20 protein-coding genes and 1 pseudogene are annotated in these 25,526 nt (G+C 71.7%); 11 read left to right on the plus strand and 10 right to left on the minus strand.

The window, feature by feature from the left end:
* Positions 1-5: 5 nt before the first annotated feature.
* A complete protein-coding gene (locus FHX40_RS08695) occupies positions 6-1,454 on the minus strand; it encodes an extracellular solute-binding protein (protein ID WP_142259134.1) in 1,449 nt (482 codons plus the stop codon).
* A 700-nt stretch (positions 1,455-2,154) separates the two neighbouring features.
* Complete coding sequence (locus tag FHX40_RS08700; RefSeq protein ID WP_142259135.1) at positions 2,155-2,916, minus strand: SDR family NAD(P)-dependent oxidoreductase; 762 nt, start codon at positions 2,914-2,916, stop codon at positions 2,155-2,157.
* Positions 2,917-2,971: 55 nt separating this feature from the next.
* On the opposite strand from FHX40_RS08700, the gene FHX40_RS08705 reads away from it, so the two are divergent.
* Positions 2,972-3,325, plus strand: a complete 354-nt coding sequence (locus tag FHX40_RS08705; RefSeq protein ID WP_142259136.1) for an ArsR/SmtB family transcription factor — start codon at positions 2,972-2,974, stop codon at positions 3,323-3,325.
* Between the two features lie 79 nt (positions 3,326-3,404).
* Here FHX40_RS08705 and FHX40_RS08710 read toward each other — a convergent pair whose 3' ends face one another.
* Both FHX40_RS08710 and FHX40_RS08715 read right to left on the minus strand, forming a co-directional pair.
* Complete coding sequence (locus FHX40_RS08710) at positions 3,405-3,941, minus strand: hypothetical protein (protein ID WP_142259137.1); 537 nt, start codon at positions 3,939-3,941, stop codon at positions 3,405-3,407.
* Between the two features lie 92 nt (positions 3,942-4,033).
* Positions 4,034-5,074 carry a glycosyltransferase family 9 protein gene (locus tag FHX40_RS08715; RefSeq protein ID WP_170198771.1) on the minus strand — a complete coding sequence of 347 codons (1,041 nt, stop codon included), beginning with the start codon at positions 5,072-5,074 and terminating at the stop codon, positions 4,034-4,036.
* A 1,173-nt stretch (positions 5,075-6,247) separates the two neighbouring features.
* Between FHX40_RS08715 and FHX40_RS08720 the strand changes: the two genes are divergently transcribed.
* The gene (locus tag FHX40_RS08720; RefSeq protein WP_142259139.1) at positions 6,248-6,793 is read left to right on the plus strand and encodes a hypothetical protein; all 546 of its coding nucleotides are present in this window, start codon (positions 6,248-6,250) and stop codon (positions 6,791-6,793) included.
* 75 nt (positions 6,794-6,868) lie between these two features.
* On the plus strand, positions 6,869-7,768 hold the full coding sequence (locus FHX40_RS25750) for a DNA-3-methyladenine glycosylase family protein (protein WP_142259140.1): 900 nt from the start codon (positions 6,869-6,871) through the stop codon (positions 7,766-7,768).
* Between the two features lie 109 nt (positions 7,769-7,877).
* Here the strand turns inward: FHX40_RS25750 and FHX40_RS26250 are convergent.
* Positions 7,878-7,943: pseudogene (locus FHX40_RS26250) on the minus strand (hypothetical protein); the annotation flags it as partial.
* Positions 7,944-8,096: 153 nt separating this feature from the next.
* Between FHX40_RS26250 and FHX40_RS08735 the strand changes: the two are divergent.
* From FHX40_RS08735 to FHX40_RS08745, 3 genes are all read left to right on the plus strand, one after another.
* Positions 8,097-8,654 carry an SMI1/KNR4 family protein gene (locus FHX40_RS08735; RefSeq protein ID WP_170198772.1) on the plus strand — a complete coding sequence of 186 codons (558 nt, stop codon included), beginning with the start codon at positions 8,097-8,099 and terminating at the stop codon, positions 8,652-8,654.
* A 479-nt stretch (positions 8,655-9,133) separates the two neighbouring features.
* Positions 9,134-10,987 (plus strand): ABC transporter ATP-binding protein, encoded by a 1,854-nt coding sequence (locus tag FHX40_RS08740; protein WP_229789134.1) that lies wholly within the window; start codon positions 9,134-9,136, stop codon positions 10,985-10,987.
* Entirely contained in the window at positions 10,984-12,786 is a 1,803-nt protein-coding gene (locus FHX40_RS08745) for an ABC transporter ATP-binding protein (protein ID WP_142259142.1), read from the plus strand. Before FHX40_RS08740 ends, FHX40_RS08745 begins: the two co-directional genes overlap by 4 nt.
* Before the next feature lie 69 nt (positions 12,787-12,855).
* Here FHX40_RS08745 and FHX40_RS08750 read toward each other — a convergent pair whose 3' ends face one another.
* The 3 genes from FHX40_RS08750 to FHX40_RS08760 all read right to left on the minus strand — a co-directional run bounded on the left by FHX40_RS08750 (position 12,856) and on the right by FHX40_RS08760 (position 17,242).
* Entirely contained in the window at positions 12,856-14,307 is a 1,452-nt protein-coding gene (locus FHX40_RS08750) for a hypothetical protein (RefSeq protein WP_142259143.1), read from the minus strand.
* Between the two features lie 306 nt (positions 14,308-14,613).
* Entirely contained in the window at positions 14,614-16,701 is a 2,088-nt protein-coding gene (locus tag FHX40_RS08755; RefSeq protein WP_142261641.1) for a RecQ family ATP-dependent DNA helicase, read from the minus strand.
* A gap of 121 nt (positions 16,702-16,822) precedes the next feature.
* Positions 16,823-17,242 (minus strand): hypothetical protein, encoded by a 420-nt coding sequence (locus tag FHX40_RS08760; protein ID WP_142259144.1) that lies wholly within the window; start codon positions 17,240-17,242, stop codon positions 16,823-16,825.
* Positions 17,243-17,940: 698 nt separating this feature from the next.
* On the opposite strand from FHX40_RS08760, the gene FHX40_RS08765 reads away from it, so the two are divergent.
* The 3 genes from FHX40_RS08765 to FHX40_RS08780 all read left to right on the plus strand — a co-directional run bounded on the left by FHX40_RS08765 (position 17,941) and on the right by FHX40_RS08780 (position 22,301).
* Positions 17,941-18,357 (plus strand): ATP-binding protein, encoded by a 417-nt coding sequence (locus FHX40_RS08765; protein WP_142259145.1) that lies wholly within the window; start codon positions 17,941-17,943, stop codon positions 18,355-18,357.
* Between the two features lie 708 nt (positions 18,358-19,065).
* The gene (locus FHX40_RS25035; RefSeq protein WP_170198773.1) at positions 19,066-20,679 is read left to right on the plus strand and encodes a chitinase; all 1,614 of its coding nucleotides are present in this window, start codon (positions 19,066-19,068) and stop codon (positions 20,677-20,679) included.
* An 11-nt stretch (positions 20,680-20,690) separates the two neighbouring features.
* Positions 20,691-22,301: a chitinase gene (locus FHX40_RS08780; protein ID WP_142259146.1), complete on the plus strand. Its 1,611-nt coding sequence runs from the start codon at positions 20,691-20,693 to the stop codon at positions 22,299-22,301.
* A gap of 83 nt (positions 22,302-22,384) precedes the next feature.
* Here the strand turns inward: FHX40_RS08780 and FHX40_RS08785 are convergent, their stop codons facing one another.
* Positions 22,385-22,852 (minus strand): flavodoxin family protein, encoded by a 468-nt coding sequence (locus FHX40_RS08785; RefSeq protein WP_142259147.1) that lies wholly within the window; start codon positions 22,850-22,852, stop codon positions 22,385-22,387.
* Positions 22,853-23,062: 210 nt separating this feature from the next.
* Here FHX40_RS08785 and FHX40_RS08790 point away from each other — a divergent pair, with 210 nt between their 5' ends.
* Together FHX40_RS08790 and FHX40_RS08795 are read left to right on the plus strand one after the other, a co-directional pair.
* Positions 23,063-23,512: a lamin tail domain-containing protein gene (locus FHX40_RS08790; RefSeq protein ID WP_142259148.1), complete on the plus strand. Its 450-nt coding sequence runs from the start codon at positions 23,063-23,065 to the stop codon at positions 23,510-23,512.
* A 205-nt stretch (positions 23,513-23,717) separates the two neighbouring features.
* Entirely contained in the window at positions 23,718-24,464 is a 747-nt protein-coding gene (locus FHX40_RS08795) for a maleylpyruvate isomerase family mycothiol-dependent enzyme (protein ID WP_142259149.1), read from the plus strand.
* 12 nt (positions 24,465-24,476) lie between these two features.
* On the opposite strand, the gene FHX40_RS08800 is transcribed toward FHX40_RS08795, so the two are convergent.
* Positions 24,477-25,238 carry a glycoside hydrolase family 25 protein gene (locus tag FHX40_RS08800; protein ID WP_170198774.1) on the minus strand — a complete coding sequence of 254 codons (762 nt, stop codon included), beginning with the start codon at positions 25,236-25,238 and terminating at the stop codon, positions 24,477-24,479.
* Between the last annotated feature and the right edge of the window lie 288 nt (positions 25,239-25,526).

A 25,526-nucleotide genomic window follows, 5' to 3' on the forward strand; every position in this document is an offset into this window, starting at 1 on the left:
CGGCATCACACCTTGTTGATCTCGTCGAACTTCCGGGCCACGGTGCGCATCGCCGCGTCCGGCTTCACCTCGCCCGCGATCATGCGGGACAGCTCGGTGAACAGCGCGGTGTCGAGCTCGTTCCAGGTGGCGACCTTGGGCCGCAGGCCGATGTTCTCCTGCTTCCAGGCCTCGTTGACGGCGTCCGCGGTGAGGATGTTCGGCAGCTTCGACGGCCGCTTCTTCGCCTCCTCCACCTCGGGACGCTGGTAGACGGAGGTACGGGTGGGCGTGCCGCCGCCGACCTCGCTGGCAAGGCACATGAACTGGGTGTCCGGCGAGGTGGCCCAGTTGACGAACAGCCACGCCGCGCCGCGCTCGGCCTCCGAGCAGTTGGCGTTGATGCCGATGCCGGTGCCGCCCCAGATGTTCGCCGAGCGGGCCGGGCCCTTCGGCAGCGGCGCGTAGCCGACCTTGCCCGGCAGCGCCTTCTCGTTCCCGGCGGCGAACTCGTGCCAGTTCGGGCACATGGCGATCTGCCCGGACTGGAAGGCGCTGCCCACGCCGTCCCAGTCCCAGGTACGCGAGCCCGGGTGGGCGATGCCGAGCAGCTTGGCGTAGAACTCGGCGGCGGCGATCCCCGCGTCGCTCGCCAGCGTGGACTTGCCGGGCTCCTTGGTGCCGAGCGTGCCGAGCTGCTGGCCGCCCGCGAAGTAGTCGCCGCCGTAGGCCCACAGCACGTTGGAGAAGTCACACTGCAGCGAGTCGTGCTGCTTGGCCTGGTGGCCGGTGCCGTACGGCACGTCGTCCTTGGCGTTCTTGTTGAACCAGTCGGCGATCTGGAAGTACTGCTCCCAGGTGATGTTGATCGACGGCGTCGGGTCGAAGCCGAGGTCGTCGGCCATCCTGTCGTGGTACTTCTCGAACAGGTCGGCCCGGTACTGCCAGATCATCGTCGGGGTGTCGTACGGCAGGGCGAACAGCTTCTGGCCGTCGAGGAACCGGCCGGCGGCCTCGAGCTGGCTGGGGATGAAGTCCTCCAGGCCGAGCGGCGGCTGCGGGAACTCGTCGTTGCCGATGAACTCGTTGAGATCGACCAGGCCGTCGGAGAAGGGGGCGAGCACCTGGTAGGGGTCGGCGTAGATGACGTGGTAGCCGGCGGTGCCGCTGGAGAGGTCGAGGGAGACGTTCTCCACCAGCTTGGTCAGCTCCATCTGCTGGATGTTGACCTTGATGCCGGTGAGTTCCTCGAACGGCTTGGTGTTCGCCGCGATCGCCGCCGAGGGCGCGGTGTTCTCCGAGATGAAGTTGATCGTCGTGCCCTGGAAGCGCTTCCACGGGTCGCCGCCCGCGGCCGGGGCGTTGCCGCCGTCGGAGCCGCAGGCACCGAGCGCGGCGTAGGCGAGGGCGCCGGCGGCGCCGACGCCGAATCCGCGCAGCAGGGCGCGGCGGGACATCTGGAGGGGTCGGTTCATGTGCGTCCTCCCGGACGTGGAGCGACTTGTGAGAAATCCCCCGCCTAATCACGAGATGTTGCGTGATGTTAGGTGGATCACAAAGAACATCACAAGGGTTCGCGTCCGAATCGTGATAGATCACGTTATCTTCGTGTGAAGAACGTCCGGCTCGCCGGAGCGATCACGCGGCGCCGGGCGCCGTCTCACGCGTGGCTCGGCCCGGCCGGCGGTGCCGTCGCGGGCCCGGCGGCGCCGATGGGGCCGAGGCACGTGACGCCGGCCGGCGGCCGGGCATGCCGTGGTACGCCGGACGCGCCTGGTGCGCCGGCGCCGTGCTCCGTGGACCGGGGGCGTAGGAGAGCACATGACCGCCGATCTCCGGCGGGAAGTGGGCGGCCGGGCGCTTCGCCGACGGCGGAGGCCGAACCCGCCTCAGGGGCGGGATCGCCACGATCACCGGGCGCGCCTCGAGGGCGGGGCGGGTCGCTCCCGGTGGCGCAGGTGGGGCGGCCGTACCGGAGGCCGACGGCTCTGCCTCGTGCAGGGAGCCGCCTCGCCGAGTGCGCTACGGCCAGGTGCATTGCGTGCCTCGTCCGCCCGCCGTACGGCGGATCGCCGGCCTGGCGAGCGGTGGAGTCACGGCGCTTGGCCGGACGTCCTGCACGGTCGGGCGGCATGTCCGCGGCGGCGCGGCGGGCAGGGCTGACCGGGCCTCGCGTCAGCTGAGCTCGAGGCCGCCGTCGACGGTGAGGATCTGGCCGGTGATCCAGGTGGCGGCGGGGTCGGCGAGGTGGACGATCCAGGCGGCGACCTCCTCGGGGGCGCCGCGGCGGCCGAGGGGGATGCGGGCGATCTCGTCCTGCTTGATCTGCTCGATGACCGCGTCGGGCAGCCCGGCGGCGGCGAGCGCCTCGGACTCGGTGGGGCCGGGCGCGACGGCGTTGACGCGGATGCCGTCCGGGGCGAGCTCCAGTGCCCAGCTCCGGGTGAGCTGCTCCAGGGCGCCCTTGGAGGCGGCATAGGGGGCGCCGCCGGGCAGCGGCCGATGGCCGTACGTGCTGGAGACGTTGACGATCGCGCCGCGGCGTTCCCGCAGGTACGGCAGGGCGGCCTTGGCGAGCAGGATCGGCGCGGTGACGTTGAGCGCGAACAGGCCGGCGACGCGGCCGGGGTCGGTCTCGGCGAGCGGCATGACGGCGGTGGCCCCGGCGTTGTTGACCAGGACATCGACGCCTCCCCAGCGGTCGGCCGCCGCGGCGACCACCGCCTGCGGTGCGCCGTCGGCGGTGATGTCCGCGGGGAAGACGGCGATGCCCGGGTGGGCGGCGGCGGTCCGCTCCAGGGCCTCGGCGCGGCGGCCCACGGCGAGCACGTGCGCGCCGGCGCGGGCGAAGGCGAGTGCGGTGGCGCGGCCGATGCCGGATCCGGCGCCGGTCACGATCGCGACCCGGTCACGTAGCGGTCCGGTGGGGGAGGTCAACTGCGGCTCCTTTCGTTCGATGTTCGTCAAACATCGAACAAACTACCATTGGGTCATGCGCGAGGCACACCACCCCGAGGTCGGCGAGATCACGCTGACCGGGGTGATGGCCGCCCTCAGTGACCCGATCCGCGTCGGGATCGTGCGGGTGCTCGCCGACGGCCGGGAACGCGGCTGGGGCGAGCTGCGGGCTCCGGTGGCGAAGTCCACCCTCAGCCACCACCTGCGCGTGCTGCGGGACGCCGGGCTCACCCGGACCCGGCAGGAGGGCACCCGCTGCTACGTGACGCTGCGGCGCGAGGACCTGCAGGCGCGCTTCCCCGGCCTGCTCGATGCGGTGCTCGCCGCCGCCGAGGAGGACGACGTCGGCCACCAGGTGACCGTGCAGCCCGCCCCGCAGCGTGCCTGAGCCGGTGCTCCCCGGCTCTCCGGCCACGCCGCACAAGGCGTGCACCCCGCTCGCGTGCAGCCTCGCCGATGCGATCGCCTCAGGACCCGGCCGGCATGGGTGACCGGCGGGGAGCGGGGGCCACGTCGTGGTGGCGCCCGGGCAGGCGGGCGGCGTGCCGTTGGCCGGGGCCGGGCCCGTCGCGGGCGGCGAGCAGGTCGGCGACGGCACCGGTGGCGAAGCCGTACACGGACTTGTGGAACAGGTCGGTGGCGAGTTCGCCGCGCGGCCACGTCTGCGGCGGGGCGCCCACCCCGGTGGCGTTCTCCAGGACCTGGTCACTGGTGAGCCGGACGGCCGTGAACATCGCCGAGGACCACAACCCGCGTAGCCCGGCCTGGGCCATGACGCTGCGGAGCACGCCGAGCAGCGCCCCCTGCCCGTAGTGCATGGCGAGGTTGAGCGAACGCGGCCGTCCCCGGCGTTCCGGCAGGCCGGTCAAGCGTGCGAGCACCTGGGCGGGCACGTACGAGTCCGGGCGGCCCGTGCGACGCTGCTCGATCTTCTCGGTCGCCGTCATCACCGCCGTACCTGCCAGCCCGGCCAGGACTCCTTGCCAGATCGCGCGTCTCAGCATGCGACCCGCCTACCCGAGGCCGCCCCGCCTAGCCCTCGCCCGGGAAGGCCCGCCTCGTGTCCGCGGTTGATGCCGGTAGGGGGCGGGCCGGGTCAGCCGAGCGCCGCGAGCACGCCCTCGGCGATCGCGCCGGCCGGAATCCCGGTCACGCACGCCGGGTGCAGGAGCCGACCGCACGGCGGGGCCTCGAGCCGACCGCACGGACTGCACGCGAGGCCGAGCCGTACCACGCGGTGCCGGGGGAGGGGTGGGGCGAACGCCGGGTTTCCGGGACCGTAGAGGCCGACGGTCGGGGTCCCCACGGCGGCGGCCAGGTGCAGGGCCCCGCTGTCGACGCCTGCCACGACGCGGGCGCATGCGTGCAGGGCGGCGAGACCGCCGACCGACAGCCGCCCGGCGATGCCCACGGCCGCGCCGTCGCTCGCGCGTACGGCCTGCTCGACCAGCGGGCCTTCCCGCGCGGTGCCCGCGACCAGGACGGGAGAGCCGAGACGATCGCGCAGCAGCCGCGCCACGCGTCCCCAGCGGGCCGGCGGCCAGTTCTTCACCGGCCAGCCCGAGCCCGGGTGCAGCACGACCTCGGGGCCGGGTACGCCCACCTCGGCCAGTACGGCGGCCGTTTCGGCGCGATCGGCGGCGGTCGGGACGATCGTGCCGTCGCGGGCGGGCAGCGGTGGCAGTGCCGATGGCACGCCCAGCGCGGCCAGCCCTGCGGCCAGCAGCCTGCGGGTGGCCTCGGCGACCGGCAGGTCAGGCGCCGGCGGCGGGACCGAGCGGGTGAGGAACGGCAGGGCCTGCGGCGTCGCGAACCCGACCCGGACGGGGACACCTGCGGTCGCGCAGAGCATTCCCGACGCCGGATCGTCGGGGCGGGGCAGCACCGCGAGGTCGTACGGCCCGCCCAGCGCCGCCACCGCGGCACGCAGCTCGGCCTCGGCGAAGGCGCCCCAGGGACGACCCGGCGGCGGGAACGCGATCGACACCACGCGATCCAGATGCGGGCAGCGGCGGCAGGCCTCCGCCGCGGCGGGCGGCGCCGCGTACGTCACGACCGCGGCCGGTGCCGCGGCCCGCAGCGCGGCCACCGCCGGCAGGGTCACCAGCACGTCGCCCAGGTGGTCCGGGCGCAGCACAAGGATCCGCGGCCGCTCCGGCGGCGTGCCAGAGCGGGGTGCGGCCCTCGTACGGCGCGGCCCATTGATCGCCGCCATCGCCCACCCCCGTCCGGCCGTCCGTCCCTCACCAGCGATGCCCGCCTGTGCCCGATCAGGAGCAAGGCGGCTTGCCGCGGATTCCGCCGGCCCGATCGCGTGAGCCAGGTGCTCCGACTGCCAGACACATCGCGCTATACCCGGCATGCCTTCTCGAATCCGATCACGCCTGAACGCACGTTCCCGCCCGTGCTCCGCCGAGAGCCCCGATCGTGCGAGGTCGGCTGCGGTCCGCCATGGCCTCCGTTCGCGGAGCGCTCCGGGTGAAGCCGCACGGGTGACATCGATGGCCGGTATGCAGGACTGTCAAGAGCCATGAAGCGTGCCGATGCGAGGGCGATCCGGGCACCTGCGGCGGAGACCGTCGCGCCGCTACGGTCCGTGGGCGCTGGCAGGGCCGGCCGCACGAGCGGCGCGTGACCGGGGACGGTGGCCCGGCGGGATCATGCGCGCAACGGGCGGCGATGGGCTTCCCCGCGCGACCGCGATACCCGGCGTTTATGGTGATCCGTCGTATTCATGATCGACTGGGGAGATAAATGACTGATCGGTGCCATTGAGTTCTCCGGTACACGAGCCCGTCCATCGATGGATGGTGGCTCCTCGAGTCTCCGCAACGCGGAGCTCGCGCTTATGCGACCGGCGATGCCGCACCTTACGGTCGGGCGGTCACCTGTTCATTTTCAATTGCGGATATGCAGTTGCGGTTACGGTCGGTGCAGTGCGAGGAGAGACGTGCCGTTGTCGCACGACGAAGCCTCTGGGTTTCCTGCGACATCGGGTACCTGCAGGTCATGGGCGGCGCGCGGCATGATGCCGTACCTGCCGCGAATCCCGTGCCGTGTGGCGACGGGCGCCGAGCGCGCCTCCCGCCGCCGGTGGCCGGTCTGAAAGAGTGCGAACAACCAGACTTTACGTGCATGCCCCAAAACGGGATCAATCGCCGATAGCAACCCCGTATTTTCCGGCGGCCGGTCGACAAATCGTTACGGTCATACGACTGATTTCGTCAGTCCGGCGAAATCTCTGCGAAGGGCGGGGGAATGGTGACAAGATTTGCGGCTGTAAGGGAAACAGCGACCTTGTGAGATCGCCATGTCTGCATCCCTCGACCCTGCCTACGCGCCGATCGGCGACGTGGGCACCGCTCTGCTACTGGTCGACTCGCGTCTGGCGCAACTCGCCAGGGAGGACCCCACTCCGGACCCGGAGAAGTGCGATCTAGTCGAGCGGACGCTGGAGTCGTTCGGGCCGAAGGCCGCCCAGGACGTCCTCGACGGGGCGTGCACGCTCATGTACCTGTACGTCGACTGGCTGCGCAAGTCGCTCGAGGCGCACGGCCAGGACCCGATGGAGTACATCGTGCCGTACGTCGCCTCCGGCCTGCGCGCCATGCGCAAGAGCGTGAAGCCCGAGGCCATCCCCACCATGGTCGGCATGCTCACCGCCTGCGTGCTCGGCCTCAGCCCCACCCTCTGGCGCAGGCGGTACGGCCAGTGGCTCGAAGCGGAGATGAACGCCCTCGAGGCGAGCCTCGTCCTGCTCGCCGACCGGATCAACAACCTCACCGAGGACCCGAACGCCGCCAGCCGTATGATCGTCGAGCTGCTCAACGTGATCGACGAGCAGTTCGGCAAGTGACGGCCGGCCCCGGTCGGCCGCCCCGGCGCCGTACGGCCGCGATCGCCCGTCCGCGGGTGCACCTACGATACGCGTATGCCCGGGCACGGCTTCACGATCACGGCGAAGGGCCCCTTCGACCTCGGCGCCGCGCTGCGCTTCACCGAGGACTGGCCGGTCACCGCCCACCTCCCCACCGACGGGCGGTCACTGCGCTTCGCCTACTGCGCCGAGACCGACTGGCTGCCCATCGGCGTGACCGTGAGCGCCGCCCCCGGCGGCGTCGCCGTCACGACCACCCGCCCGGCGAGCCCGGGCATCCGCGCGGAGGTGGCGCGCATCCTCTCCCTCGACGTGGACGGCACCGGCTTCCCCGCCCTCGCCGACGCCGACCCGGTCCTCGGCGGCCTCATCCGCGCGTACCCCGGCCTGCGCCCGGTCTGCTTCTGGACCCCGTGGGAGGCCGCCTGCTGGGCGGTGATCGTCCAGCGCTCCTCCATGGTGATCGCCTCCCGCCTCAAGCAGCGCATCGCCGAACGCCACGGCGCGACCGTGACCATCGACGGCCGCGAGTACGCCGCCTTCCCACCACCCCACACCCTGCTGAACGCCGGCGGCCTCGGCCTGCCCGCGCAGAAGGAGGAGTGGATCCGCGGCCTGGCCCGCGCCGCCCTCGACGGCCTGCTCACCACCGAGTACCTGCGCTCCCTCGACCCCTCCGACGCGCTGGCCGAGCTGCGCACCCTCCCCGGCGTCGGCCCGTTCTCCGCCGGCCTCATCCTCATCCGCGGCGCGGGCGCCCCCGACGCCTTCCCCGGCGACGAGCCCCGCCTGTTCGCCCTGCTCCGCGAGGCGTACGGCCTGCCCGAGGACGCTCCGCCATCGGCGTACCGCAAACTCGCCGACGCCTGGCGCCCGTACCGCTCCTGGGCGTCCTTCCTGTTCCGCGCCTCCACGTACGGCAGCGCCGAGCGGCCGCTCGCCGCCAAGGACTGACATCGTCAGCATGTTGGCCAATCCCTCGCGGTCGAGCGCACCTCCACGGCTCGGGGGTCGAAGAGCGGCTCGCCGCAGGGGCGGCCGCGGCGCCGATGGTGAGGGCCGGGACGGCGAAGGCCGCCAGCGCGGAGTCGTCGACGCCGACCACGAAGACGTCCTCGGGCACGCGCAGACCGCGGCGGCCTGACCGTCGGCGACGTCGAAGGAGGTCGGCTCGCCCAGGTCGGCGCTGCCGCCCTCATGCCACGAACATCCGCCCGTGGCGCCGCTTATGCCGCGAATGCGGCGGCCACTCGAGACGGGATATCTTCGTCACTCTATGAGCATGAGCACCCGAAACGAACGGTCTGAACTTTCCCCTGCAAGCCATCAGGTGGCCGGGGATGCCGATCGCTCGGCGTTAAACGCTGACAGCGGTCTGCCGCCCCCGGCCACAGAGGCTGAAATCGCCCGGCACGAAGCGCGATTGGGCACGGAACTGCCGCCGAGTTACCGACGGTTCCTCCTGTCCTCCAACGGGTTGGGTAACGACGAGGAGGACAGCCGCCTGCTGGGTATCGAGGAGGTCGGCTGGCTGCGCGATATCGATCCCTCGGTCGCCGAGAGCTGGTCAGAACCCAGGAGCGGGGACTCGTGGAGCGTGCCGGACGAACTCTACTTCGTTTATGGACCCGAGCAGGACCCGATCCATTTGAGAAGGGAGTACGTATCCGACACCCTGCTGATCGGGTACTGGGACGACGGAGTCGTCCTCCTCAACCCCCACGTCAAAACCCCTGAAGGCGAGTGGGAGGCCTGGCATCTCGCGCCATGGCTGCCCGGCGCCACGCGTTACAGGTCTTTCCAGGAACTCATCGAGGACCGGCTCGGGGGCCGTTCCTGATGGCCGCGTCGGCCCGGTGAACCGGAATGGTCGCCGGGCCGTGTGGTCGTCAGACCGCAGGTGACGGGGGTGGGTCCGTAGAAGCGGTTTGCGAACGGGTCCGCGTGCGGGCCGGGTGCACAAAGTCCCGCTTGTGGCGACCGGTCGCGGCCGAGGAACCGCCCGGTGATCCTTCCCGCGGTGATCAGCTCCTGTTCCAGCTCAGCTGCGGGCAGCAGGCCCTCGAGTGGCGGGCTCTCCCGGTTAGGGACTGTATTCCTTCGCCTCAAATATCTCTCGTCCTCCGCGTGCCACACTTTCCGTCGAGCGATGAATCCTTTCCACCGGCGGGGACCGAACCTTCACGTTCACGTCGGCGTCAGAACGACTGTTGATCGCGAACCGGTGACCACCGCACGGAGTTGCCCGGGGGTGGTAGCAACGTGCGGCGGCCGGAGTCGCGAGACCAATCGCCGGTACGGAGAACAACGCGGAGAAACGTGCGCGACATCGCGGACCGGATGCGGCTGGTACGGGTCCTGGCGGCGGCCCGGCCGCTGCCGCTGGCCCTGCTCACGGCCGCCCTGCTGATCCAGAGCATGATCCCTGCCGCCACGGCGGCGGCGCTGGCGTTTCTCGTGGGGGAGCTTGGCGAGGCGGCGGAGCAGGGCACGAGGGACGTGTTCGCCGTCGCGATCGTGCCGCTCGCCGTGTTCGCCGCCGTGCTCGTACTCGGTCACCTCGCCGAGGCCGTCGTGACGCCGCTGGAGCAGCTCGCCGCCGCCCGCATCGACGGGCGGCACCGCACCGAGGTGACCCGCCTCGTCGCGGCCACCGACACGATCGCGGCGGTCGAGGACCCGAAGGTGCAGGTCCTGGTACGGCAGGCGCTCGCCGACCGCAGCCGCGGCTACGACCGCACACCCGCCGACGGGGCGCTCGCCCAGCTCCGCTGGGCCGCCCGGCTCGTCGGCGCGGCGGCGGCCTGCGCGGTCCTGGCGAGCCTCTCCTGGTGGCTCGTCCCGCTCGTCCTGCTGCCCGCCGCGGCCAACCGGATGATCCGTACCAGGGACAACCTGCGGCTCATCGGGCACTGGCGCGAGGCCACCGAGGGCGAGCTGCACGCCGACGTGTGGCGGAACGCGGCCGTCTCCCCGGCCGAGGGCAAGGACGTGCGCGTCTTCGGGTTCGCCGACTGGATGGTGGACCGCATGCAGGACCACATCCGGCAGGCGAACCACGGGCTGTGGCGGCACGTCGACCGCATGCTCCGCCGGTCGTGGCGGCACGCGCTGATCGTGGCCGCCGGGCTCGTGCCCGCGTACGTGGCCGTCGCGGTGAGCACGGCCGACGGACGGGCCACGGTCGCCGTCGCCACGGCGGTCCTCACCGCCGGCTGGTCGCTGTTCCTCGTGCTCGGGCCGAGCTCCGACATGTACGACATCGCGAGCGGCATCCGGGTGCTCAAGGCGACCGACGAGCTGCGTGCCGCGCTGGCCGAACGCGCCCCCGCCACCCGCGGCGAACTCCCGCCGCCCGATTCGCCCGGCCCGGCGCCCCTGGTGCGGTTCGAGAAGGTGAGCTTCGGCTATCCCACCACCGGCCGTGCCGTACTGCGCGACCTCGACCTCGAGATCCGCCCGGGCGAGCTCCTGGCGATCGTCGGCCTCAACGGGGCAGGCAAGTCAACCCTGATCAAGCTGCTCGCCGGGCTGTACCGGCCGCGGTCAGGACGCATCACGGTCGACGGCGTCGACCTCGCCCGGCTCGACCCCGACCTGTGGCGCGCCAAGCTGTCCATCGTCTTCCAGGACTTCGTCCGCTACCGGCTCACCGCACGCGACAACGTGGCCCTCGGCCAGGCACACCTGCCTCCCGACCAGCGCCTGATCGACGCCGCGGCGGCGAGCGCGGGCCTGGCGGACGTGCTCGACCGCCTCCCCGACGGCTGGGACACCCCGCTGTCCCGCTCCCGCACCGGCGGCGTGGACCTCTCCGGCGGCCAGTGGCAGCAGGTCGTCCTCGCCCGCGCCCTCTACGCGGTACGGCGCGGCGCCCGCCTGCTCGTGCTCGACGAGCCGACCGCGCACCTCGACGTACGCACCGAGTTCGAGGTGTTCAACCGGCTGGCCGCCAACCGCGGCGAGACCAGCGTGGTGCTCATCTCGCACCGGCTGTCCACCGTACGGCAGGCCGACCGCATCGTGCTGCTCGACGGCGGCCGCATCACCGAGTCCGGCACCCACGACGAGCTGATGGCGCTCGGCGGCACCTACGCCGAGATGTTCGCCATCCAGGCCGAGCGTTTCCGCCGCGGCCACGACGACCGTATCGAGGAGGTGACGCCGCGGTGAGGCGCTACCTGGGCCTGTGGGCCGAGCTCTTCCTGCTGTCGTTGCGACGGCGCCCCCTGCTCACCGCAGCGGCCCTGGCCGTCATCGTCGGCAACGTGGTCGCGATGGCCGTGTGCGCGCCGGCGCTGCGCGCCACCGTGGACGCCATGGTCGCGGGCGAGGCACCCGGTGCGGTGACCGCCGCGGCCGTCGCCGCCGTCGCCTACGCCGCGTACCTCGTGCTGCAGGACGTCTCGGGGCTGCTGCGCAGCACCGTCGTCGACCGGATCGGCCGCCTCGACCTGCACCCGAAGGTGTACCGCGACATCGCCGGCCTCGACGGCATCGAGCACCTCGAGCGCTCGGACTTCCTCGACCGGGTCGCCCTCGTCCGCGCCTCGCCGGGCCGGATCGTGGCCGGCCTCTGGAACGCGATCATGGCCGTCGCGAACGCCGCCAAGCTCGTCGTGACGCTGCTGCTGCTCGGCACGGTGAGCCCGTGGCTGCTGCCGCTCCTGCTGTTCGCGGCCGCGCCCGTCTGGTGTGACCACCGAGGGCAGCGCGTGGTCCGGCGGGTCGAGCTCGAAACGGCCGAGGACCTCCGCCTCGAACAGCACCTCGCCGACCTCGCGGTCGGCGCGGCGAGCGGCAAGGAGATCCGCGTCGCCGGGGCCGGCCCCGAGCTGGTACGGCGGCAGGCGGAGGCCTGGCAGCGGGCGACGGGACGCCGGGTACGCGCCCACGCGGTGGCCGCGACCTGGAGGTTCGCCGGCTGGCTGGTGTTCGTCACCGGCTTCATCGGCGGCCTCGCCCTCGTCGCCTACCGCACGGCACAGGGCGAGGGAACCGTCGGCGACCTCGTCCTCGCCGTCACCGTCGCCGCCACCCTGCGCCAGACCGTGCAGAGCACGGTCACCAGCACCACCGAGACCGCGGGCGCGGCCCGCCTGCTCGATTCCTTCCTCTGGCTACGCGACTACGCCGCCACCCAGCGGGCCATCGCCTCCGGCACGATCGAACCACCCCCGACCCTGCGCACCGGCATCGTCCTGGAGTCGGTGAGCCACACCTACCCCGGCACCGACCGCCCCGCGCTGCGCGACATCAGCGCCACCCTCCCCGCCGGCGCCGTGGTGGCCATCGTCGGCGAGTACGGCTCAGGCAAGACCACCCTGGTCAAGCTGCTCACCAAGCTCTACCGCCAGGACTCGGGCCGCATCCTGGTCGACTGCATCGACCTGAACGACCTGTCCACGCATGGTTGGCGCGCCCGTACCAGCGCGGCCTTCCAGGACTTCGGCCGCTTCCACACCACCTTCGCCGAGACGGTCGGCCTCGGCGACCTACCCCACCTGACCGACCGCACCCGCATCGAGCGCGCCGTACGCGAGGCCGACGCCCAGGACCTCGTCGCCGCGCTCCCCGACGGCCTCGACACCCGCCTCGGCACCGAACTGGGCGGCGTCGACCTCTCCGAGGGCCAGTGGCAGCGCACCGCCCTCGCCCGGGCATCGATGCGCGACAACCCTCTGCTCTTCGTCCTCGACGAGCCGACCGCGTCCCTCGACGCCCCCAGCGAGCAGGCCATCTTCGAGCGCTACATGGCGAGAGCCCGTACCCTCAGCCGCGCCACCGGCGCCGTCACCGTGATCGTCTCCCACCGCTTCTCCACGGTCACCGGCGCCGACCTGATCCTCGTCCTCCACCGCGGCCGCCTGGTCGAGTCAGGCACCCACGACGAGCTCATGGCGCTCGGCGGCCGGTACGCCGACCTCTACACGATCCAGGCCACCGCCTATGCGAAGGAGACGACCTTGTAGCGCAGGTTCCGGTGCTCGGCCGGAGTCGCCGGCCGTAAGGACGTCCGTCCGGCCATCGAGCTCCTCCCATCACCAGGCGTGAATCCAGGGGCCGTGTTCACCGGGCACAACCTGGGTGGCACCCGTTGCGAGATCTACGCGTAGGAGTTGGGCACGTGCGCCGCCGCACGGTGGCAGGCCGGCCAGGGGTGACCTTTCCCACTCACCGGCCTCTCGGTCGAGCCCGACCAGTACGTGGCGGCCGGTCGGGGCGAGCGTCAGGGACTCGATGTGGCCGCAGTCCACGGAAAGGACCTTTTTGACCAGTCGCGTTCCTTCGTGCAGGACGAGCGTGCGGGTCGGCCAACCGAGCGCGCGAAGCTGCCTTCCGTCGGGCAGAGGCAGGATCGCGCCGTACAACTCATGCTCTGCCGGGGCGGGGATCTGCCGGATCGCACCCGTTTCCACGTCGATCGTGGCCACGGTGCTGGCTGCGGCGTTGCTGACGGAGGGAAGCAGGAGGGTGCGGGCGTCGAGCCATTGCAGTCTGACGCCGCTGACCGGCCACTCACGCTCCAGGGTGCCGGTGAAGTCGGCCCCGTCATCCGTTGTTCGCCCGTACGCGATGCGGCCCTCCGGGGAGACCGCGAGGCCGTTGACCGTGCCCTTCAGCGTGGGCGTCAGCCGTTCTTTGACCGTGACCTGTCCGTCGGCGTCCATGGACAACCGGTACAGGCGGAAAGAGCGGCCCGATGGGCTGACGATCGCCGCCACGTAGTGGCCCGGCTTGACGTCTCGGACGACGAGTTCGTAGGTGTCGTAGGTGCGGGTCGCACGCGGCAGCAGGTCCACCGCCTCGCCGGACTCCACGTCGAGCACGTACGGCCGGCCCAAACCGGCTACCGCATACCGTGGCGTGCCGTCGTCGTTGTACGGCGGGCCTGCCAGCACCTTGGGCAGGACCACTGCCGCCACGACGACCGCCGCCGCGAGCACGGCGTTCCGAACGTCGGCCGGACGCGGACGCACCCCCGCTCCCGCGATCCCGGCCAACAGCACCATGGTGGCGGGAGAGAACAGGCAGTCCAGGATCAGGCGCGGTACCGCGAAGGACGGCGTCGGCACCTGCTCGGCCAGGCACTCCTGCCAGACCAGGGGCGGCGGGGGAGTCAGCAACTCACCGATCTCGTCGAGCGTGAAGGGCAGGAGGGCGGCCGCCAGCCCGAGCGTCACGGGGAGCGGAGAGGCACCTCGGCCGAGCCCCGCGGTGTCAGCGAAACCCGCTCCCGCCGGAAAGGTACCGGTCCGGGGCAGCGACCGGATCGCCCATACCGCGGCCAGCGCCAGCAGTACGGGCTGAAGCCAGGCGAGCCACTCGCCGAGAGATCTCACGAACAGAACCCACAGACTGGGCCGTAAGAAATCGAACGGTGCCGAGCTGGTGCAGGTGATCAGCACCACCTTGGCGAAGAGCGGCTCGACCAGCAGCTCCCATAGGGAGAGGGCCACCGCCGCCGACCAGAAAAACTTCGTTGCCCGCATCGGATGACTTCGTGTTGAGTTCAGGAGGCCGAGGCAGTCTAGTGGCCGTTGCGCCGCAAGATCGGCGATTTGATCACTTCGCGGCTGACACACGTCCGACTCAGCCTGTTCTCGGTGTTCGTCCCTCCCCGCCGAGGCCTGTCCGGTCCCCTCGGCCTCGGCGACACCGACCTCACCCGCGGGCAGGAGTGCCGGAAGCGACGAGACCCGCCGAGTCGCCGTCGGCCTGCTGTTCAACCTGCCGGCACCCTTGGATCTCTCGCCCGAGGCCGAGCATGACGGCGTGCCCGGCGCGACGGCTGCCTGTCAGCCGGTCACCGCGAGGGCGAAGGGGAGTACGGCAGGGGCGCCGGCGTGGCGGAGGAGGGCGGCGGCCATGGTCATGGTCCAGCCGGTGTCGATGCGGTCGTCGACAAGGAGGACCGGGCCGTTGAGGCCGCGGAGTGCCTGGCCGAGGTCCGGGGGGAGGGTGAGGGTGGCGCGGATGGCCTGGACGCGTTGGGCGCTGTTGTACTGGCGGCCCGGTGAGCCTGCGCGGTAGGCCAGTTCGCCGAGGTGGGGGAGGCGGCCGGTGCGGGCGATGCGGTCGGCGAGGGTGCGGACGAGTTGCGGGCGGCGGTGCGAGGGCATGTTGACGACCGCGACCGGGCGCTGGGGCCAGTGCCAGGCGGCGAGGACCTGGATGACGGCGGCGAAGACGTCGTCGGGGACCGGGGTGTCGGGGGCGTCCTCGGCCAGGAGGGCGCGGAGGCGGGTGCCCCAGCCGAGGTCGGTGAGGCGGCCGAGGGCACGGCCGGGCTCGGCGGCGAACTGGGGCTTGATACGGCCGGACAGGTCGGGGATGCCGGTCGGCCACTGGCGGCGGACCTGGAACTCGACGCCGGGGCGGCGCAGGCGTTCGGCCGCGGCGCTGACCGCCTCGGCATCGACGTCGGGGGAGCGGTGGACGCCGGTGCAGTTGTCGCAGCGGCCGCACGAGGCGGCGGTCTCGTCGTCGAGGTGGCGGCGGAGGAACTCCTCGCGGCAGCCGGTGGTGGCGATGTAGTCGAGCATCGCCTGCTGCTCGGCCTTGCGCTCGGCCGCGACCCGGGCGTACCGCTCGGCGTCGTACGTCCACGGCTCGCCGGTGGCCTGCCAGCCGCCGGGCACCCGCCGTACCGCGCCGTCGACGTCGAGCACCTTGAGCATCATCTCCAGGCGGCCGCGGCTCAGGTCGACCTTCGCCTCCAGCGCGGGCGTGGAGAGCGTGCCCGCCTCGGCGAGCACCTCGAGGGTGCGGCGCACCACCGGCTCGGGCGGGAACGCCAGCGAGGCGAAGTAGGCCCAGATGTCGCGATCCTCGGGGCCCGGCAGCAGGATCACCTCGGCCCGCTCCACGCCGCGGCCGGCCCGGCCCACCTGCTGGTAGTACGCCACGGGGGAGGGCGGCGCGCCCACGTGCACGACGAAGCCGAGGTCGGGCTTGTCGAAGCCCATGCCGAGCGCGGACGTGGCCACGAGTGCCTTGATCTTGTTGTCGAGCAGGTCCTGCTCGGCGGCGAGCCGCTCGGCGGGGTCGGTCTGGCCCGAGTACGCGGCGACCGCGTGGCCCTGGTCGCGCAGGTAGGCGGCGATCTCCTCGGCCGCGGCGACGGTTAGCGTGTACACGATGCCGGAGCCGGGCAGCTCGTGGAGGGTCTGGGCGAGCCAGGCGAGCCGCTGCTCGGGGCTCGACGTGCGTACCACGCTGAAGTGGAGGCTCTCCCGCTGGAGCGGGCCGCGCAGCACCATGGTGGACTCGCCGAGCTGCTCGGCGACGTCGCGGGTCACCCTGGCGTTCGCGGTCGCGGTGGTGGCGAGGATCGGCACGCCCGGCGGGAGCCGGGCGAACAGGGTGCGCAGGCGGCGGTAGTCGGGGCGGAAGTCGTGGCCCCAGTCGGAGATGCAGTGGGCCTCGTCCACGACCACGAGCCCGGCGCTCTCGGCGAGCTCGGGCAGCACGCGGTCGCGGAAGTCGGGGTTGTTGAGCCGTTCCGGGCTGACCAGCAGGACGTCGACCTCGCCCGCGGCGACGTCGGCGTAGATGGACTCCCACTCCTCGAGGTTCGCCGAGTTGATCGTCGCGGCGTGGATGCCGGCCCGCTCGGCGGCGGCGATCTGGTTGCGCATGAGCGCCAGCAGCGGCGAGACGATCACGGTCGGTCCCTCGCCGAGTTCCCGCAGCAGCGCCGTGGCGACGAAGTACACGGCCGACTTGCCCCAGCCGGTCCGCTGCACCACCAGCACGCGCCTGCGCTCGACGACGAGCGCCTCGATCGCCGCCCACTGGTCGTCGCGCAGCCTCGCGTGCTCCCCGGCGAGCGCCCTCAGCCGCGCTTCGGCCTCCTCGCGCAGCGCCTCACGGTCGACGTCCACCGCGGCGAAGTAGGGCCGGTCTGCGAAGGTCCCGTCCGGCACCGTCCCCGCATCCTCTTCCGGGTACGGCTCGCCGGGGAACGCCGCAGACGGCTCGTCGGGCTGGTCGGGGAGCTGGTTCTCAGGCACCCCTCTTTGCTAGCACGTCCCACTGACCGTTCCGCCCATCCTCAACGGTCGGCGAGCCGTGGCCGAGCGGTACGGTGTCCACTCTGCTGTTCATCGTTCCGTTTGCCGGTACCGGCCGTCGGCTTCGCCTCCGTTTCTCCAGCGGACCGGTCACCTGAAGGAGGGCGGTCGTGAGCATGGGCAGGGCTTCGCCGGGACGGCAGGTCGTGTAGCGGTGCCATCGCTCGTTACGGCCCATGCCCACTCGTCGGGATCGTTCGGGATCGCCCCCGATGGATTTATCGGCCGCGTCGAAAACGCGGTTGAGGACGTCCGGACGGACGGCGTGAATGCCGAGGACCGGGATGAGCCGCATCGGCTTCCGGCGTTCGATTTCATCGTTCTCGCTTCGGACGGGACGCGTCGATTCCACGACATCCCGATATCGGTGCAATTCAGGAAAGATGCGGCAAGGTTTACAAATCGACCATTTGTGTCATACGGGGTGTCGGGCTCGTGGATCACGTGTCCGGTGTCGCGTTCCGCGTGCTCTCGCCGGCCGAGCGGGAGAGGCCGCGATGGACGGCCTGGGCCGCGGGCTGCACCGTCATGCCTCGCGGGTCGTTGCGCCACCGCCGGAGTGCGTACCCCGATCACGTACGCGGGAAAGTCATCGACTCTGACTGCTTTGTATTGATTAGATAACTTTCCCATTGCGCCTCGATCCACTGGCGGTTTTGGATGTCGGCGACCAGGGGAGACCGTTCCCGGTTCTTTACTTGATCCTCATCATGGCATTGCCATGAAAGGGTGTGAGGAAAAACAGGGGGACCCGTTGGCGAGGTGCGTCCAACGGGTCCACGGAGACCGGATCGGAGGTTTCCGGGTTATGTCGACAGGCGTTACCGCCTATGTCCGGATATTGCATGCTTTACAGGTAGGTTCGATGTGCCAGTACCGCCTGCGCCTGACCCAGGGCGTACGGCAAAGCCCGGTTCGCCGTTACCTGGACCGTTCCAACCCGTGCGCCCTGCCCGTGCCGCATAAGGGTCCATCGGGCCTGGCGGGCCCGGGTCGGCGGGGGAGTCACGGCCCGCGGCCGGGAGCGGTGACCGGACGGGGGCCGATCGGATGAGCGTCCCGGCCGACGCGCATCATCTTGCGATCCCTGGCGGCCTCCAGGCGGCCGGGGAGGCGCGGGAGTTCGCGGGCAAGCTGCTCAGCGAATGGGCGCTCGACGCCGACGCGGCGTACGACGTGCTGCTGATCGTGTCCGAGCTCGTCACGAACGCGGTGGTGCACGGGGTGGCGCCCGTCCACCTGTGGCTGTGGGCCGCGGACGGCTGCGTACGCGGCGCCGTGGACGACCAGGGCGACGGCGTGCCGCGCCTCGGCGGTCCCGGAGGCCTGTGCGACGACATGAGCGAGCACGGGCGCGGCCTCACGCTGGTGGCGGCGGTGGCCCGCACGGTCGGCTGGCGCCGGCTGCCGGGCGGCGGCCTCCGGGTGTGGTTCTCGTACGCGGTGGGCGGTGACGGCGGGGCGTGATGAGGGTGTCGCCGGGGCTTCACGGGGGCGAGGGCCGTGAAGTCGGGCCTTGTCGGGTCTCCGGCGGAGTCCTACACTGCATCGCAACTATTAGGAAACCTTCCTGATAGGGATACCGCGACCAAGCCCTTCACCTCTGAATCTGACACGCCACATCCAGCGCGGCCGGCGGCCTCGGTCGTCGGCCGCGCCGGCATGCGCGGAAGGCCCGCCACCGACGCAGGGGCGTCCCGAGTCTCCACCGCGGCGTGGCGCGGCCGGACCGCCGTGCGCTGGTGGCGCCTGAACCGCATGGGCGTCGACCGGTGGTGGCGGGCAAGGCCACGTCAGGAATCAGCCGTCGTACGCTCACGGGTCAGGCCGGCGGCTGCACGGTCCGGTTCGCCCGGTGAGCCGTGCCGCCGGCGGCCTGCCGATCCGCGGCCACGTAACCGGCGGGCGGCGGGAAGCGCGGTGCCGTACGCGAGTCTGTTTCAGGTTGCGGCCCGTCAAGGTCTTGCTCGCCGTCTCGACACGGCTTTACAATCGGGCACAACTATTAGGAAAGTTTACTAACTAAACCATGCTGCCAGCTCGCTTATCGGCCCGTTGATCATCGGCTCGTTCGCCTCTGTCGCCCTCACGTCCCGGAGCTCCGCGAGCACGCCGGCCCGCCGCCGGGCACGCGGACGCCGTACCCCCCACCCCCATCCCCCGCAGAGGTTCGCAATGCATCGCAGGATCTTCCGGCGGGCGCCGTCCGTGGCCGTCGCGCTCGCGGCCGCGCTCGTCGCCATGCTCCTCACGGCCGTACCGGCCAACGCCGCCACGCCCACCGCCACCTTCACCAAGGTCTCCGACTGGGGGACCGGCTGGGAGGGCAGGTTCATCATCACCAACGGCGGGAGCACCGCCGTCAACGGATGGCGGGTCGAGTTCGACCTGCCCGCCGGGTCGAACATCGGCTCGTTCTGGGACGCCGCGATGACCCGCAGCGGGCAGCACTTCACCTTCACCAACCTGTCCTGGAACGCGGCCATCCCGCCCGGCGGCAGCGTCAGCTTCGGCTTCATCGGCAGCCCGGGCGGCGCCGGGGCGGTGATCAGCGGGTGCACGGTGAACGGCGAGCCGTGTGAGGGCGGCGGCCCCGGCCCCACGCCGACCCCCGGCGACGGGGTGCCCGGCAAGCCCGGCACGCCCACGGTCACCGGGGTCACGAACACCTCGATCTCGCTGTCGTGGGGCGCCGCGAGCGGGACCGTGACCGGCTACCGCGTCTACGAGGGCGGCACGGTGCGCGCCACCGTCACCGGCACGAGCGCCACGATCAGCGGCCTGTCCGCGTGCTCCTCGCACACCTACACCGTGCGCGCGTACAACGCGCAGGGCGAGTCCGCGGCGAGCGACCCGGTGAGCGCCACCACCGGCGGCTGCCCGACCGGCTCGCTGCCCAGGCACTTCCTCACCGGCTACTGGCACAACTTCGTCAACCCGGCCACCGAGCTGCGGCTGTCGCAGGTACCGGACGAGTACGACGTGATCGCGATCGCGTTCGGCGAGGCGACGAGCAACCCCGGCGAGGTGCGGTTCTCCCTCGACCCCGAGCTGTCCGCGGCGCTCGGCGGCTACACCGACGCCCAGTTCCGCGCCGACGTGCAGGCGCTGAAGTCGCGCGGCAAGAAGGTCATCCTGTCGGTCGGCGGTGAGGCCGGCCGCATCCAGGTGGCCGGCAGCGCGGCGGCCACCAGGTTCGCCGACTCCGTCTACGCGATCATGCAGAGCTACGGCTTCGACGGCGTCGACATCGACCTGGAGAACGGCCTCAACGCCACGTACATGGAGGAGGCGCTGCGCCGCCTGCACGGCAAGGCCGGCAACGGGCTGATCATCACGATGGCGCCGCAGACCATCGACATGCAGTCGACGAGCGCGGAGTACTTCAAGCTGGCGCTGAACATCCGCGACATCCTCACCGTGGTGCACACCCAGTACTACAACTCCGGCTCGATGCTCGGCTGCGACCGGTCCTTCGCGTACAGCCAGGGCAACGTCGACTTCATCACCGCGCTCGCCTGCATCCAGCTCGAGAACGGCCTGCGGCCCGACCAGGTGGCGCTCGGCCTCCCGGCCGGTCCCGGCGCGGCCGGCGGCGGCGTGGTCGACCCGTCCGTGGTCAACCAGGCGCTCACCTGCCTGGCCACCCGCACCGACTGCGGCCGGTTCGTACCGCCGCGCGCCTACCCGGGCATCCGCGGCGCGATGACCTGGTCGATCAACTGGGACGCCACGCACAACTGGAACTTCGCCCGGACCGTCAAGCCGCACCTCGCCACGCTCCCGTAGGAGGCCGCCGCATGATCCGCATCCGTACGGCCGCGCGTACGGCGGCGGCCTCGGTCGCCGCGGCGCTCACCTTCGCCGCGGCGACGCTCGCCGCCGCCCAGCCCGCCCGGGCGGCGAACCTCGCCGTCAACCCCGGCTTCGAGGCCGGCCTGACCGGCTGGACCTGCACCGGCCGGGCCGAGGCGGTCACCTCGCCGGTCCGCAGCGGGTCCCGGGCGCTCGCCGGCACGCCCGAGGGCACCGACCTCGCCCGCTGCCGCCAGACGATCACCGTCAAGCCGTCCTCGACGTACACGCTCTCGGCCTGGGTACGCGGGAACTTCGTGTTCCTCGGCGCCGAGGGCCACGGCGAGACCTGGGCCTCCCCGGGCGGCACGTGGACCCGGCTCAGCACCTCGTTCACCACGTCCCCGGGGCAGACGAGCGTGACGATCCACGTGAACGGCTGGTACGGCCAGGGCACGTACCACGTCGACGACGTCGAGCTGGACGGCCCCGGCGACGCGCCGGGGTCGCCCTCCCCGTCCCCGTCGCCGACCCCGTCGGAGAGCCCGGAGCCGAGCCCGACCCCGACGGAGGAGCCGACGACGAGCCCGTCGCCCACCCCGGGCGACCGGCTGCTCGTCGGCTACCTGCACGCCACGTTCGCCAACGGGTCCGGGTACGTCCGGATGGCGGACGTGCCGGACGAGTGGGACTTCATCAACCTCGCCTTCGGCGAGCCGACCTCGCCCACCTCCGGCGAGATCCGCTTCACCCGGTGCCCGGCCGCGGAGTGCCCCGGGGTGGAGAGCGAGGCCGAGTTCATCGCCGCCATCCGCGCCAAGCAGCGGGCGGGCAAGAAGGTCCTGCTCTCCATCGGCGGCCAGAACGGGCAGGTCCAGCTCACCACGACCGCGGCCCGGGACGCGTTCGTCCGGTCCGTCTCCGAGATCATCGACCGGTACGGCCTCGACGGCCTCGACATCGACTTCGAGGGCCACTCCCTGTACCTGAACCCGGGCGACACCGACTTCCGCAACCCGACCACCCCGGTCGTGGTCAACCTCATCTCGGCGCTGCGCACCCTGAAGGCGAGGTACGGCTCGCGCTTCGTGCTCACCATGGCGCCGGAGACGTTCTTCGTGCAGCTCGGCTACCAGTTCTACGGCCCGGGCGACGGGGGCCAGGACCCGCGGGCCGGGGCGTACCTGCCGGTGATCCACGCCCTGCGGAACGACCTCACCCTGCTGCACGTGCAGCACTACAACTCCGGGCCGATCATGGGGCTGGACGACCGGTACCACACCATGGGCAACGCCGACTTCCACGTCGCCATGGCCGACATGGTGCTCGCGGGCTTCCCGGTCCGCGGCAACCCCGGCAACGTGTTCCCGCCGCTGCGGCAGGACCAGGTCGCCATCGGCCTGCCCGCCGCGCCGTACGCGGGCAACGGCTTCACCACGGTGGCGGAGGTCCAGAAGGCCGTCACGTGCCTGGTGAAGGGCACCGGCTGCGGAGGCTACCGGCCGCGCGGCGTCTACCCGAACCTGCGCGGCCTGATGGCCTGGTCGATCAACTGGGACCGGTTCAACTCGTACGAGTTCTCCCGCGGCCATCGCCGTTTCCTCGACGGGCTCTGACCCGCCGAGCCCCGGGCGGATCGCCGGCCCAAGCCTCCCTGCCCGGCGATCCGCCCGGCCTTTTCCGCCCGCGGACGCGGCGATCACGCGGGGCTGATCGTGGCGGCGACCGTGGCGCCGAGCTCCCAGCACGCCTCCAGGTCGTCCTTGCCGGGCGTGCCCAGCACGACCACCGGCTCGCGCACGCGCTCCCAGCCGAGCCCGGTGGCGATCGACTCCACCGCGCGGACCGCGCCGGTCGCGTCGTTGTTGCCGTGCACGTACAGCCCGTACGGCAGGCGCCGGGTCTCCTCCAGACACGGGTAGTAGATCGTGTCGAAGAAGTGCTTGAGCGCGCCGCTCATGTAGCCGATGTTCGCGGGCGTGCCGAGGACGATGCCGTGGGCCTCGAGCACGTCGACCGGCCCGGCGCGCAGCGCGGCGCGCGTGACCACCTCCACACCCTCGATCTCGTCGGTGGTGGCGCCCCGCCGTACCGCCTCGAAGAGCTCCTGGAGCGTGGGCGAGGGCGTGTGGTGCACGATCAACAGTCGCCGAACGTTACCCGCCACGCCGCCGATCCTCTCACGCCGGGCGGCGGGAGGACCGCGGCCGGTGGCCGTGGCGGCGCGGGCGGCGCCGGGGGAGCCGGCGGCCACGGATACCGGATCGATACGCGAACGCTGATCGGCCGGATCATGCCGTGAATACGATCAATCCGGTCATATCCCCCAAATGTTCGGAGTGGCTCTGTGCGTATCCGATGCCTGCTGACGGCAGCGATGCTGACCGCCGGCGTGGTCGTCGTCTCTTCGCCCGCTCACGCGGCGGCGCCGGCCGTCCGCATCATCAAGATCTACTACGACTCGCCGGGCTCGCCGGACTACGGCGGGAACCGCAGCCTGAACGGCGAGTACATCCAGCTCAGGAACATGACGCGGAAGGCGATCAACCTGAAGGGGTGGACCGTCCGGGACGACACGAAGCGGAAGGACCACATCTACACCTTCAAGAACTTCATCCTGAAGCCCGGCAAGATCGTCACGCTGCGGACCGGCAAGGGCAAGGACACCTCCACCACGGTCTACTGGGGCAGGAGCGGGGGGACCTTCGCCTACATCTGGAACCAGGTGCGGGACACCGCGTACCTGCGCGACCCCTCCGGCAGGCTCGTGGACAAGTGCTCGTACAACTCGGCCCGGCACGACTACAAGATCTGCTGGCCGCGCTGACCTACCCGGCCCCGGCGGATTCCGGCCGGGGCCCTATTTCTTGTACGGCATTTCTTGTACGGCGGAGCCGGGCCGGGTGACCTGCGCCGTTGCAGGGCCGCGCGTGTCGGCGACCGCCCGCCGCCCGGGTGGCGGTGCGCCGAGTTGTCCACAGGTCGCGAGTCGCTCACGTGTGCGGGGAAGCGGCCGGTGAGATGATCCCCTTATGGACCACACCGCCGCCCTGCTAGAGCAGACCGAACTGTTCGGGGAGACCGTCCGGGACGCCGACTGGTCGGCGCCGGTGCCGACCTGCCCCGGCTGGACCGTCACACAGCTGTTCCGGCACCTCGGCCGCGGCCACCGCTGGGCGGCCCAGATCATCACCGACCGGGTGGACCGGATGCTCGACCCGCGCGAGGTCCGCGACGGCAAGCCGCCGAGCGACATCGAGGGCGCCATCGAGTGGCTGCACGCCGGCGCGCGCGCCGTGATCGACGCGGTCGCCGGCGCCGGTCCGGAGACCCCGGTGTGGACGTTCCTCGGCCCGCGCCCCGCCGCCTGGTGGATCCGCCGCAGGCTGCACGAGGCGACCGTGCACCGCGCGGACGCCGCGCTCGCCCTCAACGCGCCGTACGAGCTCGAGCCGGAGGTGGCCGCGGACGGGGTGAGCGAGTGGCTCGACCTGGTCGCCGCCCGGGCGACGGGGGAGACGTCCCCGCTGGAGCCCGGCGTCACCCTCCACCTGCACGCCACCGAGGACCTTGGACCGACCGGCGAGTGGATGATCCACGGTGACCCCGACGGCGTGCGCTGGGAGCACGGCCACGGCAAGGGCACCGCGGCCGCGCGCGGCCGGGCGTCCGACCTGCTGCTCACCCTGGTACGCCGCCGCACCGCCGCCGAGGCGGGGGTGCGGCTCTTCGGCGAGGAGAAGGTCTGGGCGGACTGGCTGAGCCGTACGCCGTACTGACGGCCTTCCGGGTCAGCGGCCGGGGCGGCCGAGGGCGCGGAGCCGGTCCGGGGAGAGCGCCGAGACGTTCTGGTCGATGGGCGTCTCGGAGTACTGGTGGATCGCCCAGCTCGTCCAGTCGGCGGGCGGGGTGACGGTGCCCTTGGGCTTGCTGTAGTGGGCGACCCAGAGCGGGTACTCGCCGAGACCCTTGAGGTTGGTGTCGGCGAACGCCCAGCCGCTGTAGATCATCGGCTTGATCCCGGTCTTCGCCCGCACGTGCGCGAGCCAGGCCTTCGCCCAGGCGTTGACCTCCTCGGGGCTCTTGCCGTCGGTGACCTCTAGGTCGAGGACGAGCAGGTCGCCGGCCTTGGCGGGGTGGGCGTTCACCATGGCGAGGAAGTGCTCGGCCTCGGCGATCGGGTCGTTGGCCGGGTGCGCGAAGTGGTAGGCGCCGCGCACGATGCCCTTCTTCGCCAGCTCCGCCCAGTGGCGGGCGAAGGTGGCGTCCCGGAAGTCGGTGCCCTCGGTCGCCTTGATGATGCCGAACTGGGCCGGGCTCGCCTGCCAGTCGTGGTCGGGCTGATGGTTGGAGATGTCTTCGCCGTAGATGAGTCGCGTCGTCTGCTGCTGCGCCGCTGCGTGCGTCCGGCCGTGGTCGGCGGGGGCGGCAAGGACCTCGCCGGCGAACCCCGCGACGACGGTGGTGGTCGCGAGGGCCGCGCTCGCCAGGGCGTACGAGGCGGCCTTACCGGGATGGCGCAGGCGGTCACGGAGAGCGGTGGCGAACGACATACGAGATGGGCTCCTTGGTCGGGTGCAGTGTCCGCCGGGGCCCGGCCGGGCGCCGGGCACGATGGTGCCCCGGGCATGGCGTGGAATGGCCGGCCGGTCGTCGGCCGGAGCGGGACCCCGGCTCCGCGAGACGCGGAGGACGGTCATGCGCCGCTTGCGCAAGGGCAAGGACGAGGAGGGGCATGACCGATCGATCAGATGGCAAGCGCCGCGTCATGAATCGGTCAAACGTGCGCTGCGACTTCAAAGGTACGCACACGACCTCAAAGGTCACAAGTGGGTAACGTG

Source organism: Thermopolyspora flexuosa (genome assembly GCF_006716785.1).
GTDB classification, from domain to species: domain Bacteria; phylum Actinomycetota; class Actinomycetes; order Streptosporangiales; family Streptosporangiaceae; genus Thermopolyspora; species Thermopolyspora flexuosa.